Raw genomic sequence first — 20819 nt, forward strand, 5'->3', positions numbered from 1 at the left:
TTAAATTTTGCCGACGAGGTCTAGGCTTGGCTTCAGCGTTTCCGCTCCTTCTTTCCATTTCGCCGGGCAGACTTCACCCGGATGGTTGCGCACATATTGGGCCGCTTTAATTTTATCAATCAGCGTGCTGGCGTTGCGGCCGATGCCGTCCGCATTGATTTCCACCGCTTGAATGACGCCGTCTGGATCGATGATGAACGTGCCGCGCTGCGCCAATCCTTGTTCTTCATCGAGCACATCAAACATGCGCGACAGTTGATGCGAAGGATCGCCAATCATCACGTATTCGATTTTGCTGATGGCTGGCGATGTATCGTGCCATGCTTTATGAGTAAAGTGAGTGTCGGTCGAAACCGAGTACACTTCCACACCAAGTTCTTTAAACGTCGCGTAATGATCTTGCAAATCTTCGAGCTCCGTCGGGCAGACGAACGTAAAGTCCGCTGGATAGAAGCAAACGATGCTCCATTTCCCCATGAAGTCTTGCTCTGTCACTTCGATGAATTCGCCGTTGTGATACGCTTGGGCACGGAATGGTTGTACTTTTTTCCCAACCAAAGACATTGCTTCATCTACCTCCTGCGACTGTTAATTTATAATAATTTTAAACCAATACTTATTATCATATAGGGGCATATGTTTGTCAATACATATGCAATGGATTTTTTCCTCTACCGAGCCGGATCAGTGTTGAGCGGATGCGCAGCGCTCATTCGCAGCTGTTTCGTCTGAACAGCCACACTGCCTCGGCCCACGAAACATCCGCACGCCCCGTGCGCTCCTTCCAACTCGCCATGTTTACGGACGGGGCTGCTGTTTTTTCAACATTTGTACGTCTTTCGGCGCCACACCGAATTCGGATGCCAACTCAAACGCTCTATATTGGGCCTCGAGCCGCACCCATTCGTGAAAGTCGACGGACAGCACATCGTTTGTCCGGTGCGCCTGCTCGCCTCTTTTGGTTTGCCGCATCGCGCTCCTCCTTTCTCTATCGCCGCACTTGTTTTCATCTTTCCCATTTTTCGCCGAAAATAAAAAAGAAACCGGGAAACTTCATCTGTTTCCCGGTTTCTCGCTGCTGTCGATGATCAAGGTGACTGGCCCGTCGTTTGTGAGCGATACGTCCATCATCGCACCGAATACGCCGGTTTCTACATGAACGCCTCTTTCGCGCAAAGCGGCGTTGAACGCCTCATACAGCGGCAAGGCATGGTCGGGCTTGGCCGCCGCCATAAAGTTCGGGCGCCGGCCTTTTCGGCAGTCGCCGTAAAGGGTGAACTGCGACACCGACAGCACCGCCCCGCCGACGTCAAGCAAGGAGCGGTTCATTTTTCCGTCTTCATCTTCAAAAACGCGCAAATGAGCGATTTTCTCAGCCAAATAGGCAGCATCGTCTTCTGTATCTTCATGCGTGATGCCAAGAAGGACGACAAAACCCGCATCAATGGCACCAACGACTTCGCCGCCGACGGTGACTTTGGCCTCTTTCGCCCGCTGGATGACCGCTCTCACTTGCATCCCTCCTTTCGCCGCCCTTAGTTGTTCATCAAGCGCTGGACGGAATAAATGTCGGGAATTTGTTTGATTCGTTCGACGACTTTTTGCAAGTGGCTCAAATTATGAATGGCGATTGTCATATGGATCGTCGCAATTTTATGTCGGTGGTCTGAGCGTCCCGAGACGGCGGAAATATCGGTGCGCGTTTCATTCACCGCCTGCAGCACCTCATTCAACAGGCCGCGACGGTCAAAGCCAGTGATTTCAATATCGACATTGTACTCACGCTCGCCGTTTGCTCCGCTCTCCCATTCAACGGCAATCAATCGATCGGCCGCTTCTTCGGTCTTGACGTTCGGGCAATCGGCGCGGTGGACGGAAATGCCGCGGCCGCGGGTAATGAAGCCGATAATTTCATCGCCCGGCACCGGGTTGCAGCAGCGCGACAAACGGATGAGCAAGTTGTCCATTCCTTGGACGCGAATGCCGCAGTCGCGCTTTTTGCCAGCTGGCAGCTTGGCTTCGAAGACCGCTTCGGCCAGTTTGCGCTGCTGTTCCTCGAGATCGCGCTGCTTTCGCCATTTTTCCGTCAACCGATGGGCGATTTGCGCCGCTGTGATGCCATGATAGCCGACTGCCGCATACATATCGTCTTCGTTCGAGAAGTTGAACTTTTCGGCGACGCGCTTTACGTTGTCCGCCGTCATCACTTCTTTCGGCTCAAAGCCGAGGCTGCGCACCTCTTTTTCGACCATCTCTTTGCCTTTTTCGATGTTTTCTTCGCGCCGTTGCTTTTTGAAAAACTGGCGGATTTTGTTGCGCGCCTGCGACGTTTTCGCCAGTTTCAGCCAGTCTTGGCTCGGACCGTACGAATGATTGGAAGTTAAAATTTCGACGATGTCGCCCGTTTGCAGCTTGTAGTCAAGCGGCACCATTTTGCCGTTGACTTTCGCCCCGATCGTCTTGTTGCCGATTTCCGAATGGATGCGGTAAGCGAAATCGATTGGCACCGATCCGGCCGGCAGCTCGATGACATCGCCTTTTGGCGTGAAGACGAACACCATGTCGGAAAACAAATCCATCTTGAGCGATTCCATGAACTCTTCGGCATTGCTGGCGTCGTTTTGCCATTCCAAAATTTCCCGAAACCAAGACAGCTTTTCTTCAAATGAGTTGGGTTTGATCGTCTTTCCTTCTTTGTACGCCCAATGGGCGGCAATCCCGAACTCGGCGATTTGATGCATTTCAAACGTGCGGATTTGCACCTCAAGCGGTTCGCCTTTTGGGCCGATCACCGTCGTATGGAGCGATTGGTACATGTTCGGCTTCGGCATGGCGATGTAGTCTTTAAAGCGCCCGGGCATCGGTTTCCAACATGTATGAATAATGCCGAGCACAACATAGCAGTCTTTGATGCTGTTGACGATGATGCGGACAGCGAGCAAATCGTAAATTTCGTTGAACTGTTTATTTTGCATCACCATTTTTCGATAAATGCTGTAAATATGTTTCGGACGCCCGGAAATTTCGCAAGGAATATGCACTTCGTTGAGCCGTTCGCGCACTTCTTGAATGACTTCTTCCAAATATTGCTCGCGCTCGGCCCGCTTTTTCTTCATTAAATTGACGATGCGGTAATATTGCTGCGGGTTTAAATAGCGAAGCGCCGTATCCTCAAGCTCCCATTTGATTTTCGAAATGCCGAGCCGATGCGCGAGCGGAGCGAAAATTTCGAGCGTCTCATTGGCAATGCGCCGCTGTTTTTCGGCCGGCAAATGTTTCAATGTCCGCATATTGTGCAGCCGGTCGGCGAGCTTGATCAAAATGACCCGGATATCTTGCGCCATGGCCAAAAACATTTTCCGGTGGTTTTCCGCCTGCTGTTCTTCCTGCGATTTATATTTAATTTTCCCAAGCTTCGTCACCCCGTCGACAAGCATCGCCACTTCCGCGCCGAACTCGCGCTCGAGGTCTTCTTTTGTCGCCTCGGTGTCTTCGATGACATCATGCAAAAACCCGGCGGCGATCGTCGTGGCATCCATCTTTAAGTCCACCAAAATGCCCGCGACTTGAATCGGATGGATGATGTATGGTTCGCCCGATTTCCGAAATTGGTCGCGATGGGCGTGCTTGGCAAACTCATACGCCTTTTTCAAAAAGGCGACGTCTTGTTCCGACAAATAACAGCTCGCTCGTTCAAACACTTGCTCCGCTGTCAGCACTTGTTCATTGGCCATAGGGTTGAATCACCTTTTTAATCGATTAAAATTGAAGCTGCAAAGCACAGAGGTCCGTTGCGTTCATACGGTTAATAAGAAAGAGCACTCATGTGTGAGTGCCCCTTTTTTCTTTATTGTATCCGAAGATGCGAACAATGTCGACTGTTTAAAACTGCATCAGCGTCAAAATATCGTAGCCTTCCAATTTTTTGCGGCCGCCAAGCTCGGTAAGCTCAATCAAAAACGCCAATCCGGCCACCACTCCGCCGAGCTGTTCCACCAAATCGATCGTCGCCCGCATCGTCCCGCCCGTCGCCAGCAAGTCGTCGGTGATCAACACGCGCTGCCCTGGCTTAATGGCATCTTTATGCATCGTCAAGACATCTGTTCCATATTCCAGGCCATACTCCACACGGACGACTTCGCGCGGCAGCTTCCCTTCCTTGCGCACCGGCGCAAATCCGACGCCAAGCGCATAGGCGACTGGGCATCCGATGATAAAGCCGCGCGCTTCCGGACCAACGACGATATCGATTTGTTTTTCGCGCGCATATTGAACAATTTGGTCGGTCGCATATTTGTACGCCGGACCGTTGTCCATCAGCGTTGTAATATCTTTAAACATGATGCCCGGCTTCGGGAAATCGGGCACAATCGTAATGTATTGTTTTAAGTCCATGATACGTTTGCCTCCTCGTGCGTTTGCGAACGTGTCATTTCCGCCAAACAGCGTTTCAATTGCTCGTAAGTGGAATAGACTAACTGATGCTCCGCCTCGAGCTCGTCCCGCCGCCGGCGGTACGTCGGCGATTCGTGCAAATCGCGCTTCGCCGGCTGATGAACGAGCGAAATGACGCCGTTTTGTTCGCTGATAAAGTCAAGCTCTAAAAATACTTTCGCCATAAAATGAACCGTCTCTTCCGTCCAACCGCGGGCGCGGGCCAGCTCACCGCCGCGCTTGGCGAGCGGAAACGAACGGTGTTGATGCAAAAAGGCGTAAAACCATTTAAAATGGTCGCGCGTCGGAAACGTGCGGAAAAATTGCGCCTCGGGCTGGGCAAACACCGCGTAAATGCGCGCCGGCCGCCCGCTGCCAAGAAGCGCCGACAGCAAGGCCAGCCGCGGCGGCACGTCAAGCAGCACGACATAGCGGTCGTCAATCGATAAGGCGCCCGCCTCTTCTTCGGTCGGCACGCAATGAAGCTCCCCGCGAAATGGCGCCACGTCCGGGCGCTGCCCAGTTTCACAGCGAAAGGAGACGACTAGCCGCTTCTCTTTTGGCAGCCGCTCAAGAAGTGGACGGACGTCGCGGCAGCCGCGGACGTCAAACAGCTGGCAGTCGCTGACCGCCAGATCACACAACGACAGCTGCGGCTTGGCGAACCCGTTCCATTCGTTCACCGACAGCTCCCCGACCGCCGAAATGCGCGCATCCGGAGCGATTTCTTCGCATAACGGCCCAAGGCCGAAGCCGATGGCATCGATCGCGGCCCCGTCTTGGGAAAAGACGGCTTTCATATGGGCTCCGTTCGCCCCGACGCGCCGCATGGTTTCAACGGACGCCCCTTCAATGAGAACAAGCGGCCGCGGATTGCCGACGCCAAACGGAGCGAACCGCTCAAGGCTGCGGGCGGCCGACAGCGTCAACTCAGCAATCGAACAGGAAGCATCAATGAACGTCGGCGGCGTAAAATCGTCCTCAGACAACGTTTCGGCGGCGATGTCGTTCAGCCGTTGCCGTAATTCTTCGACATCATCAAGCGACAATGTCATCCCCGCCGCCATCGGGTGGCCGCCAAAGTGCGGCAACAGGTCGCGGCATTGCGACAGGCTGGCGAATAAGTCAAACCCATGAATGCTGCGGGCTGACCCTTTGGCGATCCCTTTTTCCCGGTCGATTGAAAGCACGACCGCCGGGCGGTAAAACTGCTCGACAAGCTTAGAAGCAACAATGCCCACCACTCCGGCATTCCATCCTTCGCCTGCCACAACCAAGACGCGATGTTCCTCAGGAGGAAATTGGCGGCGCACCATGTCCGCCGCTTCTTCAGCGATTTGTGCCACAAGCTGCTGACGTTCGCGGTTTAACTCGTCCATCTCCGCCGCCAGCTGCACCGCTTCGTTCTCATCGTCCGTCATTAAGAGCGCCACTGCCGGATCGGCGCCGCCGAGGCGCCCCGCCGCGTTCAAGCGCGGAGCGATGACAAATCCGACCGTCTGTTCGTTGATGGCCGCCGCATCAATGCGGCATTGCCGAAAAAGAGCGCGCAGCCCGATGCGCTCCGTCGCTCGCAACGCTTCAAGCCCGTGTGCAACAAAGAGGCGGTTTTCCCCAACAAGCGGAACCAAATCAGCGATCGTGCCGATCGCGACCAAATCAAGCAAATGGCGCGGCACCCGCCCAAGCAAGGCATGGGCTACCTTAAACGCAACGCCGACGCCGGCTAAATCGCGAAACGGATATGTACTTCCCGGCTGCTTCGGATGAATGATCGCATGCGCCTCCGGCAACACCGGACCTGGCTCGTGGTGATCCGTTACGATGACATCCATCCCCCACTCGTTGGCGGCCGCAATTTCCTTGACCGCCGCAATCCCATTGTCGACGGTCACAATGACGGAAACGCCGCGCTCTTTTGCGGAGCGAAACGCCGCCATGTTCGGCCCGTATCCTTCCGTAAATCGGTTCGGAATGTAGAACTCGACCGACGCCCCCGCCTCCTTGAGAGCACTCACCATCACCGACGTGCTGCAAACGCCATCGGCATCGTAATCGCCGTATACCAACACGCGTTCACCCGCGTCGATCGCCCGCTTTAGACGCTGAATCGCTCGCTCCATCCCATCAAGCAAAAACGGATCATGAAACGGTTGGCGAAGCGGATTGAGAAACGCCGCCGCCTCCGAGGCCGTCCGCACCCCGCGGCGGACGAGAAGCCTCGCCAATAAGGGCGTGACGCCGGCTTCCTCAGCCAGCCGCCTCACCGCCTGCTCATCGAGGCGCTCCACCTCCCAACGCGTTTTCGCTTTCAACATGTCTCCCACCTCAACTCTCCTTATTATACAAAAAGGAGAAAAGGGCAGGCAACGACATTACGGTTTTTTTTCCGGGTTGTACGGGTTGATGTGAACCATGACATTGCGGACGCGCGGCAGCGTCAGCAGTTTTTCTTTCACTTTCTTTCCGATCCGGTGCCCCTCTTCGACCGTCAATTGCGGATCGACGGCGATTTTCAAATCGACGATGACGTAATGGCCGTGCTCGCGCGCATGCAGCTCATTGATTTGCCGCACATCGGGAATGGACAAGACCGCCTCGCGCAAATAGCCGGCCTCTTCCTCGTGAAGCACATGGTCGATCGCCGTATGGACCGACTGTCGGCCAAGGTCCCATGCCATTTTCAGAACAAGCAGCGAGACGAACAATCCGGCGAGCGGGTCGGCGTATACAAGCCAGTCAATCTCCCATTTTCCACCGACAATGGCGGCGCCGACGCCGATGAGCGCAGCAAACGACGAAAACACATCCGATCGGTGCTCATAGGCGTTGATGATCAGCGCATCGCTGTTTAGCTTTTTCCCGAGCCGGTATTTATAGCGAAACATCGCTTCTTTGACAGCAATCGACAACAACAAGACGTAAATGGCGGCCGCCCCGGGCGGCGACAGTGGGGCGAAAAATGACAGAAACGCCGAGCGCCCGATCTCGATCCCAACGAGAAATAGAAGAACCGCCACAATAATGGCGGCGATTGATTCCGCTTTCCCATGCCCGTACGGATGATCCTCATCCGGCGGGCGCGCAGCGGCCCGCAGTCCGACCCAAACGGCGAACGAGCCGGCAACATCGGACGCTGAATGGGCGGCATCAGCGATCAACGCTTGGCTTTGGCTCCACACGCCGACCGCCGCCTTGACAGCAGCAAGCGCCATATTTCCAGCGATCCCGACGATCGCTGCCGTTTTCGCCTGCCTGAACCGCTGTTCGTGTTCCATGGCCATCTCCCCCACCTTTGCATTCAGCAGCCTCACGCGCTGCCTATGTTGCATCTGACGGTTAGTGTATCCATTTTCCGCCCTAAGCATTGCACCGAACAAAAAGGCGCCGGAAAAGCACATTCGCTTTTCCGGCGCGCTGTTACACTTGCGGTTCGGCCTCGGCCGCCGCTTTTTTGGCTCCTTTCCCTTTTTTGAGCTCCTGTCCTTTCCAAACGACCCAAAGCTGAGAAGCGATGCAAAGCGACGAATAGACGCCGCACACAAGTCCAACGAGCAAGGCGAGGTTGAAATTGCGGATCGCTTCGCTGCCAAAGATGAGCAACGCGATGACCGTAAACAAGACGGTCAAGACGGTATTGACCGAGCGCGTAAATGTTTGCTGCAACGCCCGGTTGACGATATGCTTCAAGTCGTCGACCGTTTTCACTTTCCGCTTTTTCATCAAATCCCGGATGCGGTCAAACGTGACCATCGTATCGTTGATCGAGTACCCGATGATCGTCAGCACCGCGGCGATGAATGTCAAATCGACTTCAAGACGCGTCAAGCTGAACACGGTAATGATAAAAAACGCATCGTGCAATAAGGCGACAATGGCTGCGAGCGCCATTCGCCACTCAAAGCGGATCGTCACGTAAAGAATGATGCCGATCGAGGAAATCAGCACAGCAATGAGCGCGTTGCGAGCCAGCTGCTTGCCGACGACCGGAGAGACGGTGCTGATGTTTGGTTCGTTGCCATACGCTTGCTTCAATTCATTTTTCAGCTTGGCAATTTCTTGCTTATCGAGCACGCCAATCAAGCGGACGACGCCTGTTTTCCCATCCGTGCCGGACAGGACGACATCTTCCGGCTTGTAGCCGAGCCGCTCGAAATAGCGGCTCAACTCTTTAGCATCGATCGGCTGGCTGCTCGTCACCTCAACGCGCGTTCCGCTCGTGAAGTCAATGCCAAGATTCAGCCCCAGGGCAAACAACGAGATGACGCCGGCGATCGTCAATGCGCCAGAGAAAATGAAAAACTTTTTGCTATGTTTGACAAAATCCCAGCGGTCAAACTTCGTCGGCACTTCCGTTTCCTCGGTCGTTTCGGCAATGTTTAAGATTTCCGACTTTTTGACGCCAAACCACTCCGGCTTTTTATCGAGCCAGCGGCTTGACACAAGCAGTCCGAGCAACAGCCGCGTGCCGTAAACGGCGGTGAGAAAGCTGACGACGATGCTGATGATGAGCGTCGTCGCAAACCCTTTCACCGAGCTTGTCCCGTAAATAAAAAGAACAGCGCCGGCGATGATCGTCGTAAGGTTGGCGTCAAAAATCGTCGCAAACGACCCGCGGTTGCCAGCACGGAACGCCGACAGCATCGACTTGCCGAGCTTCAGCTCCTCTTTGATCCGTTCGTACGTAATAATGTTGGCATCGACCGCCATCCCAACCCCCAAAATCAGGGCGGCAATGCCTGGCAGCGTCATAACGACGTTCATCCAATCAAACAAAAGCAAAATCAAATAAATGTATACCGACAGCGTAATGACGGCGATGATCCCGGGAAGCCGGTAAAACCAAATCATGAACAAGAAGATCGCCGCCACACCGATGATGCCGGCCAACACCGTTTTTTGCAGGGCGTTTTTCCCAAACTGAGCGCCGACGGACGTGGAGTAAATTTCATGCAGCTCGACCGGCAGCGCGCCGGCATTGAGCAAATCGGCCAGCTGTTGCGCTTCTTTGACCGTAAAATTGCCGACGATCGACACATCCGTCTGATTGAACACTTGGTTGACTGAAGCGGCGGAAATAAATTTCGGATCAGCTTTGCCCGCTTCTTTCCGGTAGGAGTCCACCCCTTCTTTAAAATCGAGCCAAATGACTAAAATGTTGTTTGGCGGCCCCATTTTATATACTTTTTCCGTCACCTGGCGGAACTTGTCGGCGTCTTTCAATTTCAGAGCGACGCTCGGCCGGCCGTTTTCATCAAACGACAGCTTCGCTCCGCCTTGGACGAGGTCGCTTCCGTCCATAAGCACGTTGTCATTGACATCGCGGAACGTCAATTTCGCCTGCGTGGACAAAATTTCGCGCGCCTCATTTTGGTCTTTCACCCCGGCGAGCTGGACGCGGATGCGGTTTCCTCCCTCGATGTCAACGCGCGGCTCGCTGACGCCAAGGACGTTGATCCGTTTATTCAGCGCGCTGACGGTGCTTTGCAGCGTCTCTTGGTCAATCTTATCGCCTTTTTTGGCCGGCTTCACTTCATACAGCACTTCAAAACCGCCTTGCAAGTCAAGGCCCAGTTTGATGTTATGTACAATTCCTTGAATCGTCGGCCCCATCACTCCGGCGAACAAAAGCAGGAGCAGAAAAAAGGCGACGATGCGGCTTCGTTTTACCATTCTCCTTAAGATCCTCCTTCAACTTGCCTCGGCGCCGTCCGCCGCAGCGCCAAGCAAAACATTGGCCTCGCCTTCCATTATGAAACAGCAGCCGGCAAGTGTCAATTTTCCACTATAACAATTCCTTTAAAACCCGCTCCAACTCATCATCGCCGGCCGCCTGCTGCTTATACGAACGCATCGTCAAAAACATCATATACTCGCTCGGCGAAAGAGAGAAAATGTCGCTGACCAACTCATGCAGTTTTTTTTCCGCCGGCCGATGCTTCCACTTGCGGGAACATAAACATTCCCACAGCCCGTCCATCGTCACTTGCGTATAGCCGAGAAGACGAAACTCATCGCACTTCGACTCGAGCGCCGGCATGAGCTGTTCGCGCAGCTTCCGGTTTTCATCCATCCCCCATACCCCCTTGTATCCATTGCCGCCTGCCAATCTTGTCATGCTTGGCCATGGGCCTTGCATATATTGTATAAAAGATGGAGGCATTTGAGAAGGCAGGGGGAGAAAATGTCTAAATTTTTACAAGGTACGGTCATTTTAATCGCCGCTGGCTTTATTACGAAAATTCTCGGCTTCATCAACCGAATTGTCGTCGCCCGCATGATCGGCGATGAAGGAGTCGGGCTGTACATGATGGCCGTGCCGACGCTCGTTTTAGCGATTACCGCGACGCAGATCGGGCTGCCGGTCGCCATTTCCAAACTCGTCGCCGAAGCAGAGGCGGCCGGCGACCGGCAGCGGGTGAAACAAATTCTCGTCGTGTCGCTGGCCACCACCGGCGCGCTAAGCATCGTGCTTCTGCCGGCGTTGATCGCTGCTGCGCCATGGCTCTCCCGGACGATGTTCACCGACCCGCGCACGTACTATCCGCTTCTTGCCATCGCTCCAATTGTGCCGATCGTCGCCATCTCTTCGGTGCTGCGCGGCTACTTTCAAGGACGCCAGCAAATGAAACCGTACGCCTACTCGCTCTTGATGGAACAAATCGTCCGCATCAGCTTGATCGCTTTATGCACACAGCCGCTTTTGCCGTACGGCGTCGAGTATGCCGCCGCCGGCGCCATGGCGTCTTCCGTTCTCGGCGAGCTGGCAGCATTATTGTATTTGCTGTTTTTATTTAAGGTTAAAAAATCGATTCGCCTGCGGACAAAGTTTTTTCACTACGTCCAAGCCGGCAAAGAGACGTTCGTCCGCCTCATGCGCATTGCCTTGCCGACGACCGGCGGCCGTTTGATCGGCTCGCTTTCTTGGTTTTTTGAGCCAATCGTCGTCGCCAACAGCTTGGCATTGGCCGGCATCGCCGCCTCCACTGCCACAAGGCAATACGGACAGCTTGTCGGCTACGCGCTGCCGTTGTTGACGTTGCCGTCGTTTATTACGTACGCGCTTTCGACCGCCCTGGTGCCGGCCATCAGCGAAGCCATGGCGCAACGCAAGCTGCTTTTGGTCGAATACCGGATCGCCCAGGCGATGCGCTTGTCGCTTGTCACCGGCGGCCTTTCCACCGTCGTTCTTTACTTGTTCGCCGAGCCGCTCATGCGCTGGATGTACGGCACAAGTGAAGCCGCGATCTTTATTCAAGTGATGGCGCCGTTTTTCTTATTGTATTATTTCCAAGGCCCGCTGCAGGCGGTCTTGCAAGGACTGGACTTGGCGAACGCCGCCATGACGAACAGCTTGATCGGAGCAGTGGTGAAGCTCGTGTGCATCTTCGTCCTTGCTTCCCGTCCAAGTTTGGGCATTATGGGCGCGGCGCTGGCGACTGCAGTCAGCACCGTTCTTGTGACGTTGCTTCACTTTGCCACGGTCGTCAAGGTGGTGTCTTTTTCCATCGATGCGCGCGAGTACATCAAAGCGCTTGGCGCCATCATCGCTGCGGGCGCAATCGGCTATGCGCTCTCCCGCCATCCGCTTTTGGCGGTGCCCGCACCGCTTTGGACGCTGCTTGCCATGGCCGCGACAGCCGCCCTATATGCCGCCTGCCTCGTTCTGTTCCGGCTCATCCGGCGCGAAGAGCTCGTCTACCTTCCGGGGCTGCACTGGCTGGCCGGCAAAAACAAGCGAAAATAAACGTCTAAACCTGTCCGGCGGTGAATATATTGTGGTAAAAAGCGTTTGGGCCAAGGAGGGATCGCGGTGTCACGGCTTGGCAGCGCACTGGTGTATGGAATCGCCACAGTTTTTGTGTTGGCGGCGCTCGTCAGCTTCATTTTTTCGTTGTTGCTCAAATGGACGGACATTCACGAATCGTCGCTCACCTGGATCGTGTTTGCCGCCTCGGTTGTCTCGCTGTTTATCGGCGGCGTTGTCGCCGGCGGAAAAAGCCAAGAAAAAGGATGGCTCGCCGGCGGGCTGACCGGCCTCTTATTTACGGCGATCATCTTTTTGTTTCAATTTCTTGGCATGGAAAAATCGTTTACCGTCGAACAATGGCTGTACCACCTTGCCTTTTTCGCCGCTGCTTCCTTAGGCGGCATCGTCGGGGTCAATTTGTCATCGTCGCGCTATGAACGGACGTAAAAACGACAAACCAGCGCAAAAGCAAAAGGTGTCCTCAAAGCAAACGGGACACCTTTTGTGATGGAGAGCGCGATGGTAAGAAACGAGATTGCGTCTCGCTCGCGCTTTTCACACCGCCGTTCAAATCGGCGCTCAAGCTTAGACGCCGATGGCCGCGCTTTCGCTACGCCTTGCTTTCCGCCACCACTTCTCTCACCGCGGAGCGGTCGAACGTCAGTCGCGTGCCGTCGCCGGCGCGAACGATGATTTTGTCCTCATCGACCGAGTCGATGATGCCGTGCAATCCACCGATCGTGATGATTTTATCGCCTTTTTTCAAATTCGCCTGCATTTGCTGGATGGCGCGTTGCCGTTTTTGCTGCGGGCGAATGAGCAAAAAGTAGAAAATCACAAAAAACAGCACAATCGGCAACAAATTGGCGATCGCTGCGTTCATGCAATCCCCCTCCTTTCCGGTCGTCAAAAGTTTTTTGCATTCGGCTTGTTGAAGCCGTAGCGTTCGAAAAATTCCTCACGGAAATCGGCGAGTCGATCTTCGCGGATCGCTTGTCTCACCTGCTCCATCAATTTTATCAAAAAATAGACGTTATGGTAAGACGTGAGGCGGATGCCAAATGTTTCATCACATTTGATGAGATGGCGGATGTACGCGCGCGTATAGTTCCGGCACGTGTAGCAGTCGCAGTTCGGATCGAGCGGCGAGAAGTCGCGAGCGTACTGGGCATTTTTGATCACCACCCGTCCTTCGCTCGTCATCACCGTCCCGTTGCGGCCGATGCGCGTCGGCAATACGCAGTCGAACATGTCGATGCCGCGGATCGCTCCGTCGATGAGCGAATCCGGCGAACCGACGCCCATTAAATAGCGGGGCTTGTCCGCCGGCAGAAGCGGCGTCGTAAACTCAAGCACCCGATTCATGACCTCCTTCGGCTCGCCGACCGACAACCCGCCGACCGCATAGCCCGGGAAATCGAGCGACACTAAATCGCGGGCGCTTTGCCGGCGCAAATCTTCATATTCACCGCCTTGGACGATGCCAAACAGCCCTTGCTCATTCGGGCGGCGGTGCGCCTTCAAGCAGCGCTCCGCCCAACGGCTCGTCCGCTCGATGGACTGTTTCATGTATTCATACGTCGCTGGATACGGCGGGCACTCATCAAACGCCATGATGATGTCGGCGCCAAGCGCATTTTGAATCTCGACTGCTTTTTCCGGCGATAAAAACAGCTTATCGCCGTTTAAATGGTTGCGGAAATAGACGCCTTCTTCCTCGATGCGGCGGAATTCACTGAGGCTGAACACTTGGAAGCCGCCGGAATCCGTCAAAATGCCGCGATCCCAATTCATAAACGCATGCAACCCGCCCGCTTCCGCGACAATGTCATGCCCCGGGCGCAGCCAAAGATGATAGGTGTTGCTTAAAATGACGCCGGCCCCCATTGTCTTCAGCTCTTCCGGCGACAGCGTCTTGACCGTGGCGAGCGTCCCAACCGGCATAAACATCGGCGTTTCAAACGAGCCGTGCGGCGTATGGAGGATGCCAAGGCGCGCGCCCGTCTGCCGGCACGTTTTGATCAGTTCAAAGCGAATCGGTGTCGTCAACGTGCTCGTCTCCTTTCTCAAATGATGAGCATCGCATCACCGAAGCTGAAAAAGCGGTATCGCTCTTTGACCGCTACTTGATACGCGTGCAAAATATTTTCGCGCCCGGCAAGCGCACTCACGAGCATGATGAGCGTCGATTTCGGCAGGTGGAAGTTCGTCACCAGCCCATCAATCCCTTTGAACTCATAGCCCGGATAGATGAAAATGTCGGTCCAGCCGCTTTCGGCGACAAATCGGCCGTTATGTTTGCCGGCGATCGTCTCGAGCGTCCGTGTCGACGTCGTGCCGACGGCGATGATGCGGCCGCCCTGCTCCCGGACGCGGTTTAACGTCTCAGCCGTTTCCTCGCTCATTTGATAAAATTCGGCGTGCATATCGTGCTTCTCGACTTCATCCACTTGCACTGGCCGAAACGTGCCAAGCCCGACATGAAGGGTGATGAAGACGATATGCACCCCTTTTTCGCGAATGGCGTCAAGCAGCTCTTCGGTGAAATGCAAACCGGCGGTTGGCGCCGCTGCCGAACCAATTTCACGGGCGTACACCGTCTGATACCGTTCCGGGTCGTCAAGCTTTTCTTTAATGTACGGGGGCAGCGGCATCTCCCCAAGTTCGGCCAATACTTCATAAAACAGGCCGTCATACGAAAACTCAAGCACTCGCCCGCCGTGTTCCAGCGTATCGAGGCAGACGGCTTCAAGCTTCCCCTCGCCAAAGGTGAGTTTCGTTCCTGGCTTGACTCGTTTTCCCGGCTTGACGAGCGTCTCCCAACGGTCGCCGTCCAATTGCTTTAACAGCAGCACTTCGACCGTTCCGCCCGTTTCCTCTTTTTCGCCGTAAAGCCGCGCCGGCATGACGCGCGTATCGTTTAAAACGAGGCAGTCGCCCGGATTCAAGTACGAAATAATGTTGCGAAACGTTTCATGGCGAATGGCGCCCGTTCGTTTATCGAGCACCATGAGCCTTGATGCCGCCCGGTCTGGAAGCGGCGTTTGCGCAATCAACTCTTCCGGCAAATGAAAATCAAACAAATCGACTTTCATCCTATTTCGCGCAGGAGACTCCCACTTCAACGACCAAAGGGAGTAAGTGGGAGAGGAATGCTCGTTCCCCCTTTCTTTTGTGTATGATAGAATAAAGACGTGGAGAAAACTGTTAAATAAAGGCACTCCAATAACGGCTACTCGATGTATGGAGTTGGTTACAGGAAACGTTGTAACCGTAAAACATCGAGCGTAGGTCCGTCTGTTGTGTGTGGAAGCCAAGTACTGCCAACAGACACACCGAGAGAATCGGTAACGATGCAGGCATGACCTGCGTCGTTGGGTAGTCGTCAACCTGCCCCCTGATGCAACCCCAAGTCAAGGAAGGAGGACGAAGTCCGTTTGCACTTCTGGGGAGTTGCAAGCTCCCACTTCAAGCGTTAGCTAAGTGGGGGTAGTTGACGCAGTTCTCCTTCCTTCAGCGAAATCGTCCGAGCACGTAAAAAATCAACGATAACACAACGCTCAGCAAGATGGATGTCACAACGGGAAAATAAAACGTCATATTCCCTTTGCGGATGACGATATCCCCCGGCAAGCGGCCGAGTTTGACAAACTGCATGACAAACCCGACAATGATGAGCACAACGCCGATCGTCATGATCAACTTTGGCAAGCTGTTCACCGCTTCGGAACCTCCATTCCTAAATGGGTGTACGCAGCCGGCGTGACGACGCGCCCGCGCGGCGTACGCTGCAAGAGACCGATCTGCATCAAGTACGGCTCATACACTTCTTCAATCGTTTGTGCTTCTTCGCCGATGACGGCCGCCAGCGTTTCGAGCCCGACCGGGCCGCCGGCGAATTTTTCAATCATCGCTGAAAGCAGCTTATGGTCGATTTGGTCGAGCCCGAGCCGGTCGACTTGCAGCCGCTCGAGCGCCTCGACAGCAAGCGGCAGCGTAATTCCCCTCTCTCCGCGCACTTGCGCAAAATCGCGGACGCGCCGCAGCAAACGGTTGGCGATGCGCGGCGTGCCGCGCGCCCGACGGGCAAGCTCAAGCGCCGCTTCGCGCTCGATGCCGATTTGCAAGATGGCCGCCGCCCGCTCAATGATTTGGGCGAGTTGGTCGACGTGATAGTATTCGAGCCGGCTGATGACACCAAACCGGTCGCGAAGCGGCGCCGACAGCGCCCCGGCTCTCGTCGTCGCCCCGACGAGCGTAAATGGCGGCAAGTCGAGGCGAAGCGTGCGCGCATCCGGCCCTTTGCCAATCGTGATATCTAAGCAATAATCTTCCATCGCCGGATAGAGCACCTCTTCCACCGCCCGCGGCAGCCGGTGGATCTCATCAATAAAGAGCACATCCCCCGGCTCAAGCGAAGTGAGAAGCGCCGCCAAATCTCCCGGCCGCTCGAGCGCCGGTCCAGATGTCGCTCGCAGCTTGACGCCCATTTCATTGGCGATGATCACGGCGAGCGTCGTTTTCCCAAGCCCCGGCGGTCCGTACAGCAGCACATGGTCGAGCGTCTCTTCGCGGAGCTTGGCCGCTTCAATGAACACTTTTAAGTTTTCTTTGATCTTATCTTGCCCGATATATTCATGCAAATATTGCGGGCGCAAACTCGGTTCAAGCGCAGTTTCTTCCCCTAAGACCTCCCCGGATACAAGCCGTTCCTCCACCGTCATTCCTCCCTTTGGCCGCTGTTTATCCCAAAAGCAGCGCCAGCGCCCGCTTCACATACTGTTCCGTCGACATCGCTTCTTCGCGGAGCGCCGGAATGATTTTCTCGATCTCCCGTTCAGCGTAGCCGAGCGCCTTGAGCGCCGCCACCGCCTCGGCGAGCGCACCGGAAAGCGGTGCGGCCGAACGTGCAGCCGCCGGCGCCGCAAGCGCCCCGAGCTTCCCTTTTAAATCCAAAATCATTTGCCGGGCCGTCTTTTTGCCCACGCCTGGAAACTTGCATAAAAACGCCTCGTTTTCTTCCTCGATGGCCCGCGCCAGTTCATCCGGACGCCCGGCCGCCAAAATGGCGAGGCCGCCTTTCGGCCCGATGCCCGACACTTGCAGCAGCTTGGCGAACAAGTTGCGCTCCTCGCGCGTTGGGAACCCGTACAAGGCGTGCACACCTTCGCGTACATATTCGTATGTATAGACGGTCACCGCCGCCTCGCGGCTTTCCTGAAACGCAAACGGGTTCGGCGTAAAGATCTCGTAGCCGATGCCGTTATGGTCGATGACGATATATTCCGGGCAGACGTAATCGACATACCCACGGATAAACTCGATCAATGGATGCTCCTCTCCTTTTTTCGTCCTTTCATTGTATCATATGATTTCATTATAGCAAAAAGAAATCCCGCGATGCGCTTTGCACCACGGGCTTTCGCTTGGTTTATTGGACGACCGCAAAATGGCGGTACATTTCGATCACTTGTTCATACCGCTCTTTCGAGAGGACGCGAATTCCTTTCTTCAGCTTTTCTTGCTGACGGCTTTCGAGCTTTTGCACGTCGATTTGGAAAAACGACTGGATGATTTCGCTCGACCGGCCCGGTTTGCCGTTGAAGATAGACAACGTGCCATCGTCCGTAATTCCGAAGTAGCCGTTTGTTTTTAACAACGGCGAAATGTCGTTGATTGTTTTGCGAAATACGATCGTCTGATCATCGAGCGTCACGAGTTGCCAACCGCGATATTTTTTCCATATTTCTGTCATCGAATCGACGGTTTCGGTGACTTTCTCTTCGCTCATCTCTCCGTCCAAGTATTGCCGCTCGAGCACAATCGTCATCTTAACCGGTGCGGCGGAGGCCGAATGAACCGGCAACACGATGGCGGCGATCCACAGTATGAGGGAAAGAATTCGCATCGTTTGTTCCTCTCTTCTCGGATGATGGTTCCTTTACGCCACTAGTTTCACCAGCGGACGCCATTTTATTCCTTGATCCATCAGCTTTTTTGCCAAGCAAGCTGCCGCCGATCCAAAAAGTGGGGCGGGGATTCGAGCCAACGGCGCTCGATCATCATATTCCATTATGTTCCACGACCTTCGAACGTATGTACAAAAAAAATCCGCCGGCTTCGCCGACGGACGTCGCTACTCCTCAAGCACCGATTCGTCCAAATTATGGTACACTTCTTGGACGTCATCATCATCTTCAAGCGTATCGATCAACTTCAGCATTTTTTTCAAATCGTCGCCCTCAAGCGTCGTATACGTTTGCGGAATCATCGTAATTTCCGCGCTGGCAAACGTGAATCCTTGCTGTTCCAGCTCGTCTTTCACCGTTTCAAACGATTCGGGCGCTGTATAAATTTCGAACGATTCGTCCGTTGTTTCCATCTCCTCGGCGCCCGCTTCAATGGCCAACAGCAGCAATTCATCCTCATCAACGTTGTGCTGTTCGCGGTCAATCACGAGCAGCCCTTTGCGCTCGAACAAATAGGAGACGCAGCCCGTTTCCCCTAAATTGCCGCCGTTTTTCGAAAACGCCGCACGCACGTTGGCGGCGGTGCGGTTTTTATTATCCGTCAGGCAAACGACCATGACGGCAACGCCGCCTGGTCCATATCCTTCGTAACGAATTTCCTCATAGTTGGTATGTTCTTGGGTTCCAGTTGCTTTTTTAATCGCCCGTTCAATGTTTTCGCTCGGCATGTTGGCCGCTTTCGCCTTCTCAATGACAAGGCGCAGGCTCGGATTGGACGCTGGATCGCCTCCGCCGCTTTTGGCGGCCACATAAATTTCCTTCGCCAGTTTCATGAACAGTTTGCCGCGTTTGGCATCTTGAGCATTTTTCCGCCGTTGGATATTTTTCCACTTCGAATGTCCAGCCATCGACAGTTCTCCTCTCATCGCAACGGAATGTTCCGACTATTACTATAGCAAAAAACGCGGAAATTGTCAGCCAAGCTCCAGCGAAGGAGCAGCCATGAAAAAAGGCGCCCCGCTTTTTTGGGACGCCTTTTTCGTTTGTCACCGAGTGTTTTCCGGCCGTTCTTGAATCGTGCCATCGATAAAAATGGTGCGCAAATCACGGCGGATTTCTTCCATATTGATTGGAGTCCCGCGTCGAAGCGCGTTGTCAATCGTGCGAATGCGGTGGTACATGCTCGGATTCGAGGTGACGCGCACCCGCTTGCCGTCCGCGTACGGAGCGACCGCTTGCTCGACACGCTTCTCAAGCCGCTTGGGATGGCGGGCGTCTGTGGCAATCGCGATGAGCGCCTGATCGCCATACACAACCGCGCGGGCATCGTCGACTCCGTTCACCGCTGCGGCGCGGCGGGAGAGCTTCTCAGCCAAACCGCCGGCATAGCTTCGGTAGTACGACGGGTGCGGATCGACGTTTAGCGAGTGCAAATGCCCATGGTAGTTGTAATCACTGTCACCGAAATCGACGTCGGGCGGAAGAGCCGGAACGTCCGTGTCAAACCGGGTCGCTGCTGGTCCTCCGAGGCGGCCGCCGTCCGTCAAATAATCGGTGACCGGACCGCGGCGCGCCCATATATAACGGTTGTCATAATTGAGCGCATTCGTCCCGTATCGGCCATAGCGGAAATCGTCGCCTCGCTCCGTCGAGTAAAAACCGATCGGTCTCGCCGCATCATGATAACGCTGCGCCCCTTCCTCATTCGCCCGGTAGTTGGTGCATGAGGCGAGCAATCCGGCGACCGACAACGCGCCGATCCATCTGACCGCGTATCTCAATGGAAAACCCCCCTTGGTTTCCTTCGCCCAAGGCTGGCATGAAGCCAGCCTTACGTTTAGCTTGCGGCAAACGCGGGGGGTTTATCGCTGTCAGTTCAACCCAACGAGATGACAGCTAAAACTTCGGCGGCGCAATCGCCAACTGCCGTTTATGATGCGAACGTTCATGAAGCCGTTCAATAATTTTCCGATCGCGTTCTGGAATATCTTCCCCTTTTAAATATTTATCGATCATTTCATACGTCGTGCCCATTTCGCTTTCATCCGTCTGCCCTTCCCACAGTCCGGCGCTTGGAGCTTTCTTGATAATTTCTTCCGGGACGCCGAGCAGACGGCCCATTTCGCGCACTTCGCCTTTTGTAAAGTGAATGAGCGGCACTAAATCGACTCCACCGTCACCGTATTTCGTAAAGTAGCCCGTATGCCATTCGGCGGCGTTGTCCGTACCGACGACGAGATAGCCGTAATTGTTGGCGACCGCATACAACGTCGTCATGCGCAAACGCGCCCTTGTATTCGCATCGCCGAGGCGCGCGCGCTCTTCGCTCCATTCCCCGATGGCTTTCAGCTCGGCCTCGACCGCGCCAAACAACGTCCGGTGCGCCTCGGTCAAATCGATGACCAAATGCCGGATGCCGCAGCTTTTCACCACTTTCAGCGCATCTTCCATATCTTTCGGATTGCTTTTGCAAGGCATGATCAGCCCCAGCGAATCGTCCGGAAAGGCACGCTTAATCAAATGGGCGACAACCGCCGAGTCGATGCCGCCGCTGATGCCGACGACCGCCCCGTTTAAACCGGCTGATGAGACTTGGTCACGCAACCATTGCACGAGTTTGTCAATTTTTTCTTGCATCCGCCCTCGACTCCTTTTCCAAAGATTCC

Annotated in this window: 21 protein-coding genes; 2 read left to right on the plus strand and 19 right to left on the minus strand. The window is 54.8% G+C overall.

Annotated features, from left to right (window positions below; translation table 11 throughout):
* From ahpC to DI44_RS04160, 9 genes are all read right to left on the minus strand, one after another.
* Positions 1 to 564 (minus strand): alkyl hydroperoxide reductase subunit C, encoded by a 564-nt coding sequence (ahpC, locus tag DI44_RS04195; RefSeq protein WP_011232052.1) that lies wholly within the window; start codon positions 562 to 564, stop codon positions 1 to 3.
* Positions 565 to 798: 234 nt separating this feature from the next.
* On the minus strand, positions 799 to 972 hold the full coding sequence (locus DI44_RS19225; protein WP_020756192.1) for a hypothetical protein: 174 nt from the start codon (positions 970 to 972) through the stop codon (positions 799 to 801).
* An 81-nt stretch (positions 973 to 1053) separates the two neighbouring features.
* Positions 1054 to 1512, minus strand: a complete 459-nt coding sequence (gene dtd / locus DI44_RS04190; protein WP_031205947.1) for a D-aminoacyl-tRNA deacylase — start codon at positions 1510 to 1512, stop codon at positions 1054 to 1056.
* 23 nt (positions 1513 to 1535) lie between these two features.
* A complete protein-coding gene (locus tag DI44_RS04185; protein WP_033025908.1) occupies positions 1536 to 3734 on the minus strand; it encodes a bifunctional (p)ppGpp synthetase/guanosine-3',5'-bis(diphosphate) 3'-pyrophosphohydrolase in 2199 nt (732 codons plus the stop codon).
* 148 nt (positions 3735 to 3882) lie between these two features.
* Positions 3883 to 4395: an adenine phosphoribosyltransferase gene (locus tag DI44_RS04180; protein WP_013144641.1), complete on the minus strand. Its 513-nt coding sequence runs from the start codon at positions 4393 to 4395 to the stop codon at positions 3883 to 3885.
* Entirely contained in the window at positions 4386 to 6752 is a 2367-nt protein-coding gene (recJ, locus tag DI44_RS04175; protein WP_031205949.1) for a single-stranded-DNA-specific exonuclease RecJ, read from the minus strand. Before recJ ends, DI44_RS04180 begins: the two co-directional genes overlap by 10 nt.
* Before the next feature lie 57 nt (positions 6753 to 6809).
* On the minus strand, positions 6810 to 7718 hold the full coding sequence (locus DI44_RS04170) for a cation diffusion facilitator family transporter (RefSeq protein WP_014196411.1): 909 nt from the start codon (positions 7716 to 7718) through the stop codon (positions 6810 to 6812).
* 136 nt (positions 7719 to 7854) lie between these two features.
* On the minus strand, positions 7855 to 10107 hold the full coding sequence (gene secDF / locus DI44_RS04165) for a protein translocase subunit SecDF (RefSeq protein WP_011232059.1): 2253 nt from the start codon (positions 10105 to 10107) through the stop codon (positions 7855 to 7857).
* Positions 10108 to 10219: 112 nt separating this feature from the next.
* Positions 10220 to 10507, minus strand: a complete 288-nt coding sequence (locus DI44_RS04160; protein WP_013524218.1) for a post-transcriptional regulator — start codon at positions 10505 to 10507, stop codon at positions 10220 to 10222.
* A 111-nt stretch (positions 10508 to 10618) separates the two neighbouring features.
* On the opposite strand from DI44_RS04160, the gene spoVB reads away from it, so the two are divergent.
* A complete protein-coding gene (gene spoVB / locus DI44_RS04155; protein WP_033025909.1) occupies positions 10619 to 12181 on the plus strand; it encodes a stage V sporulation protein B in 1563 nt (520 codons plus the stop codon).
* A gap of 66 nt (positions 12182 to 12247) precedes the next feature.
* Complete coding sequence (locus DI44_RS04150; RefSeq protein ID WP_033006360.1) at positions 12248 to 12631, plus strand: TIGR04086 family membrane protein; 384 nt, start codon at positions 12248 to 12250, stop codon at positions 12629 to 12631.
* A gap of 163 nt (positions 12632 to 12794) precedes the next feature.
* On the opposite strand, the gene yajC is transcribed toward DI44_RS04150, so the two are convergent.
* The 10 genes from yajC to nadE all read right to left on the minus strand — a co-directional run bounded on the left by yajC (position 12795) and on the right by nadE (position 20790).
* Positions 12795 to 13067, minus strand: a complete 273-nt coding sequence (gene yajC / locus DI44_RS04145; RefSeq protein ID WP_023633728.1) for a preprotein translocase subunit YajC — start codon at positions 13065 to 13067, stop codon at positions 12795 to 12797.
* A gap of 23 nt (positions 13068 to 13090) precedes the next feature.
* Positions 13091 to 14233, minus strand: a complete 1143-nt coding sequence (gene tgt, locus DI44_RS04140) for a tRNA guanosine(34) transglycosylase Tgt (RefSeq protein ID WP_033014797.1) — start codon at positions 14231 to 14233, stop codon at positions 13091 to 13093.
* Between the two features lie 17 nt (positions 14234 to 14250).
* Positions 14251 to 15279 (minus strand): tRNA preQ1(34) S-adenosylmethionine ribosyltransferase-isomerase QueA, encoded by a 1029-nt coding sequence (gene queA / locus DI44_RS04135; protein WP_023633730.1) that lies wholly within the window; start codon positions 15277 to 15279, stop codon positions 14251 to 14253.
* Between the two features lie 418 nt (positions 15280 to 15697).
* Positions 15698 to 15904: a DUF2905 domain-containing protein gene (locus DI44_RS04130; protein WP_013524224.1), complete on the minus strand. Its 207-nt coding sequence runs from the start codon at positions 15902 to 15904 to the stop codon at positions 15698 to 15700.
* Positions 15901 to 16902, minus strand: a complete 1002-nt coding sequence (ruvB, locus tag DI44_RS04125) for a Holliday junction branch migration DNA helicase RuvB (protein WP_033025911.1) — start codon at positions 16900 to 16902, stop codon at positions 15901 to 15903. The genes DI44_RS04130 and ruvB overlap by 4 nt, the downstream gene beginning before the upstream one ends.
* Before the next feature lie 25 nt (positions 16903 to 16927).
* Positions 16928 to 17512: a Holliday junction branch migration protein RuvA gene (gene ruvA / locus DI44_RS04120; RefSeq protein ID WP_011232068.1), complete on the minus strand. Its 585-nt coding sequence runs from the start codon at positions 17510 to 17512 to the stop codon at positions 16928 to 16930.
* Positions 17513 to 17615: 103 nt separating this feature from the next.
* On the minus strand, positions 17616 to 18092 hold the full coding sequence (locus DI44_RS04115) for an intercompartmental signaling factor BofC (protein WP_011232069.1): 477 nt from the start codon (positions 18090 to 18092) through the stop codon (positions 17616 to 17618).
* 228 nt (positions 18093 to 18320) lie between these two features.
* Positions 18321 to 19061, minus strand: coding sequence for a YebC/PmpR family DNA-binding transcriptional regulator (locus DI44_RS04110; protein ID WP_014196414.1), 741 nt, complete (start codon positions 19059 to 19061; stop codon positions 18321 to 18323).
* A 138-nt stretch (positions 19062 to 19199) separates the two neighbouring features.
* Positions 19200 to 19934 (minus strand): YhcN/YlaJ family sporulation lipoprotein, encoded by a 735-nt coding sequence (locus DI44_RS04105; protein WP_011232071.1) that lies wholly within the window; start codon positions 19932 to 19934, stop codon positions 19200 to 19202.
* A gap of 115 nt (positions 19935 to 20049) precedes the next feature.
* Entirely contained in the window at positions 20050 to 20790 is a 741-nt protein-coding gene (gene nadE, locus DI44_RS04100) for an NAD(+) synthase (protein WP_011232072.1), read from the minus strand.
* Between the last annotated feature and the right edge of the window lie 29 nt (positions 20791 to 20819).

This window comes from Geobacillus sp. CAMR5420 (assembly GCF_000691465.1).
Taxonomy (GTDB): Bacteria; Bacillota; Bacilli; order Bacillales; family Anoxybacillaceae; genus Geobacillus; species Geobacillus thermoleovorans.

Excerpts from the sequence above, each read along its gene's own strand:
- ahpC (WP_011232052.1), bottom strand. The coding sequence starts at position 564 with ATGTCTTTGGTTGGGAAAAAAGTACAACCATTCCGTGCCCAAGCGTAT.
- DI44_RS19225 (WP_020756192.1), bottom strand. The coding sequence starts at position 972 with ATGCGGCAAACCAAAAGAGGCGAGCAGGCGCACCGGACAAACGATGTG.
- DI44_RS04185 (WP_033025908.1), bottom strand. The coding sequence starts at position 3,734 with ATGGCCAATGAACAAGTGCTGACAGCGGAGCAAGTGTTTGAACGAGCG.
- DI44_RS04180 (WP_013144641.1), bottom strand. The coding sequence starts at position 4,395 with ATGGACTTAAAACAATACATTACGATTGTGCCCGATTTCCCGAAGCCG.
- recJ (WP_031205949.1), bottom strand. The coding sequence starts at position 6,752 with ATGTTGAAAGCGAAAACGCGTTGGGAGGTGGAGCGCCTCGATGAGCAG.
- DI44_RS04170 (WP_014196411.1), bottom strand. The coding sequence starts at position 7,718 with ATGGCCATGGAACACGAACAGCGGTTCAGGCAGGCGAAAACGGCAGCG.
- secDF (WP_011232059.1), bottom strand. The coding sequence starts at position 10,107 with ATGGTAAAACGAAGCCGCATCGTCGCCTTTTTTCTGCTCCTGCTTTTG.
- DI44_RS04160 (WP_013524218.1), bottom strand. The coding sequence starts at position 10,507 with ATGGATGAAAACCGGAAGCTGCGCGAACAGCTCATGCCGGCGCTCGAG.
- spoVB (WP_033025909.1), top strand. The coding sequence starts at position 10,619 with ATGTCTAAATTTTTACAAGGTACGGTCATTTTAATCGCCGCTGGCTTT.
- yajC (WP_023633728.1), bottom strand. The coding sequence starts at position 13,067 with ATGAACGCAGCGATCGCCAATTTGTTGCCGATTGTGCTGTTTTTTGTG.
- queA (WP_023633730.1), bottom strand. The coding sequence starts at position 15,279 with ATGAAAGTCGATTTGTTTGATTTTCATTTGCCGGAAGAGTTGATTGCG.
- DI44_RS04115 (WP_011232069.1), bottom strand. The coding sequence starts at position 18,092 with ATGCGAATTCTTTCCCTCATACTGTGGATCGCCGCCATCGTGTTGCCG.
- DI44_RS04110 (WP_014196414.1), bottom strand. The coding sequence starts at position 19,061 with ATGGCTGGACATTCGAAGTGGAAAAATATCCAACGGCGGAAAAATGCT.
- nadE (WP_011232072.1), bottom strand. The coding sequence starts at position 20,790 with ATGCAAGAAAAAATTGACAAACTCGTGCAATGGTTGCGTGACCAAGTC.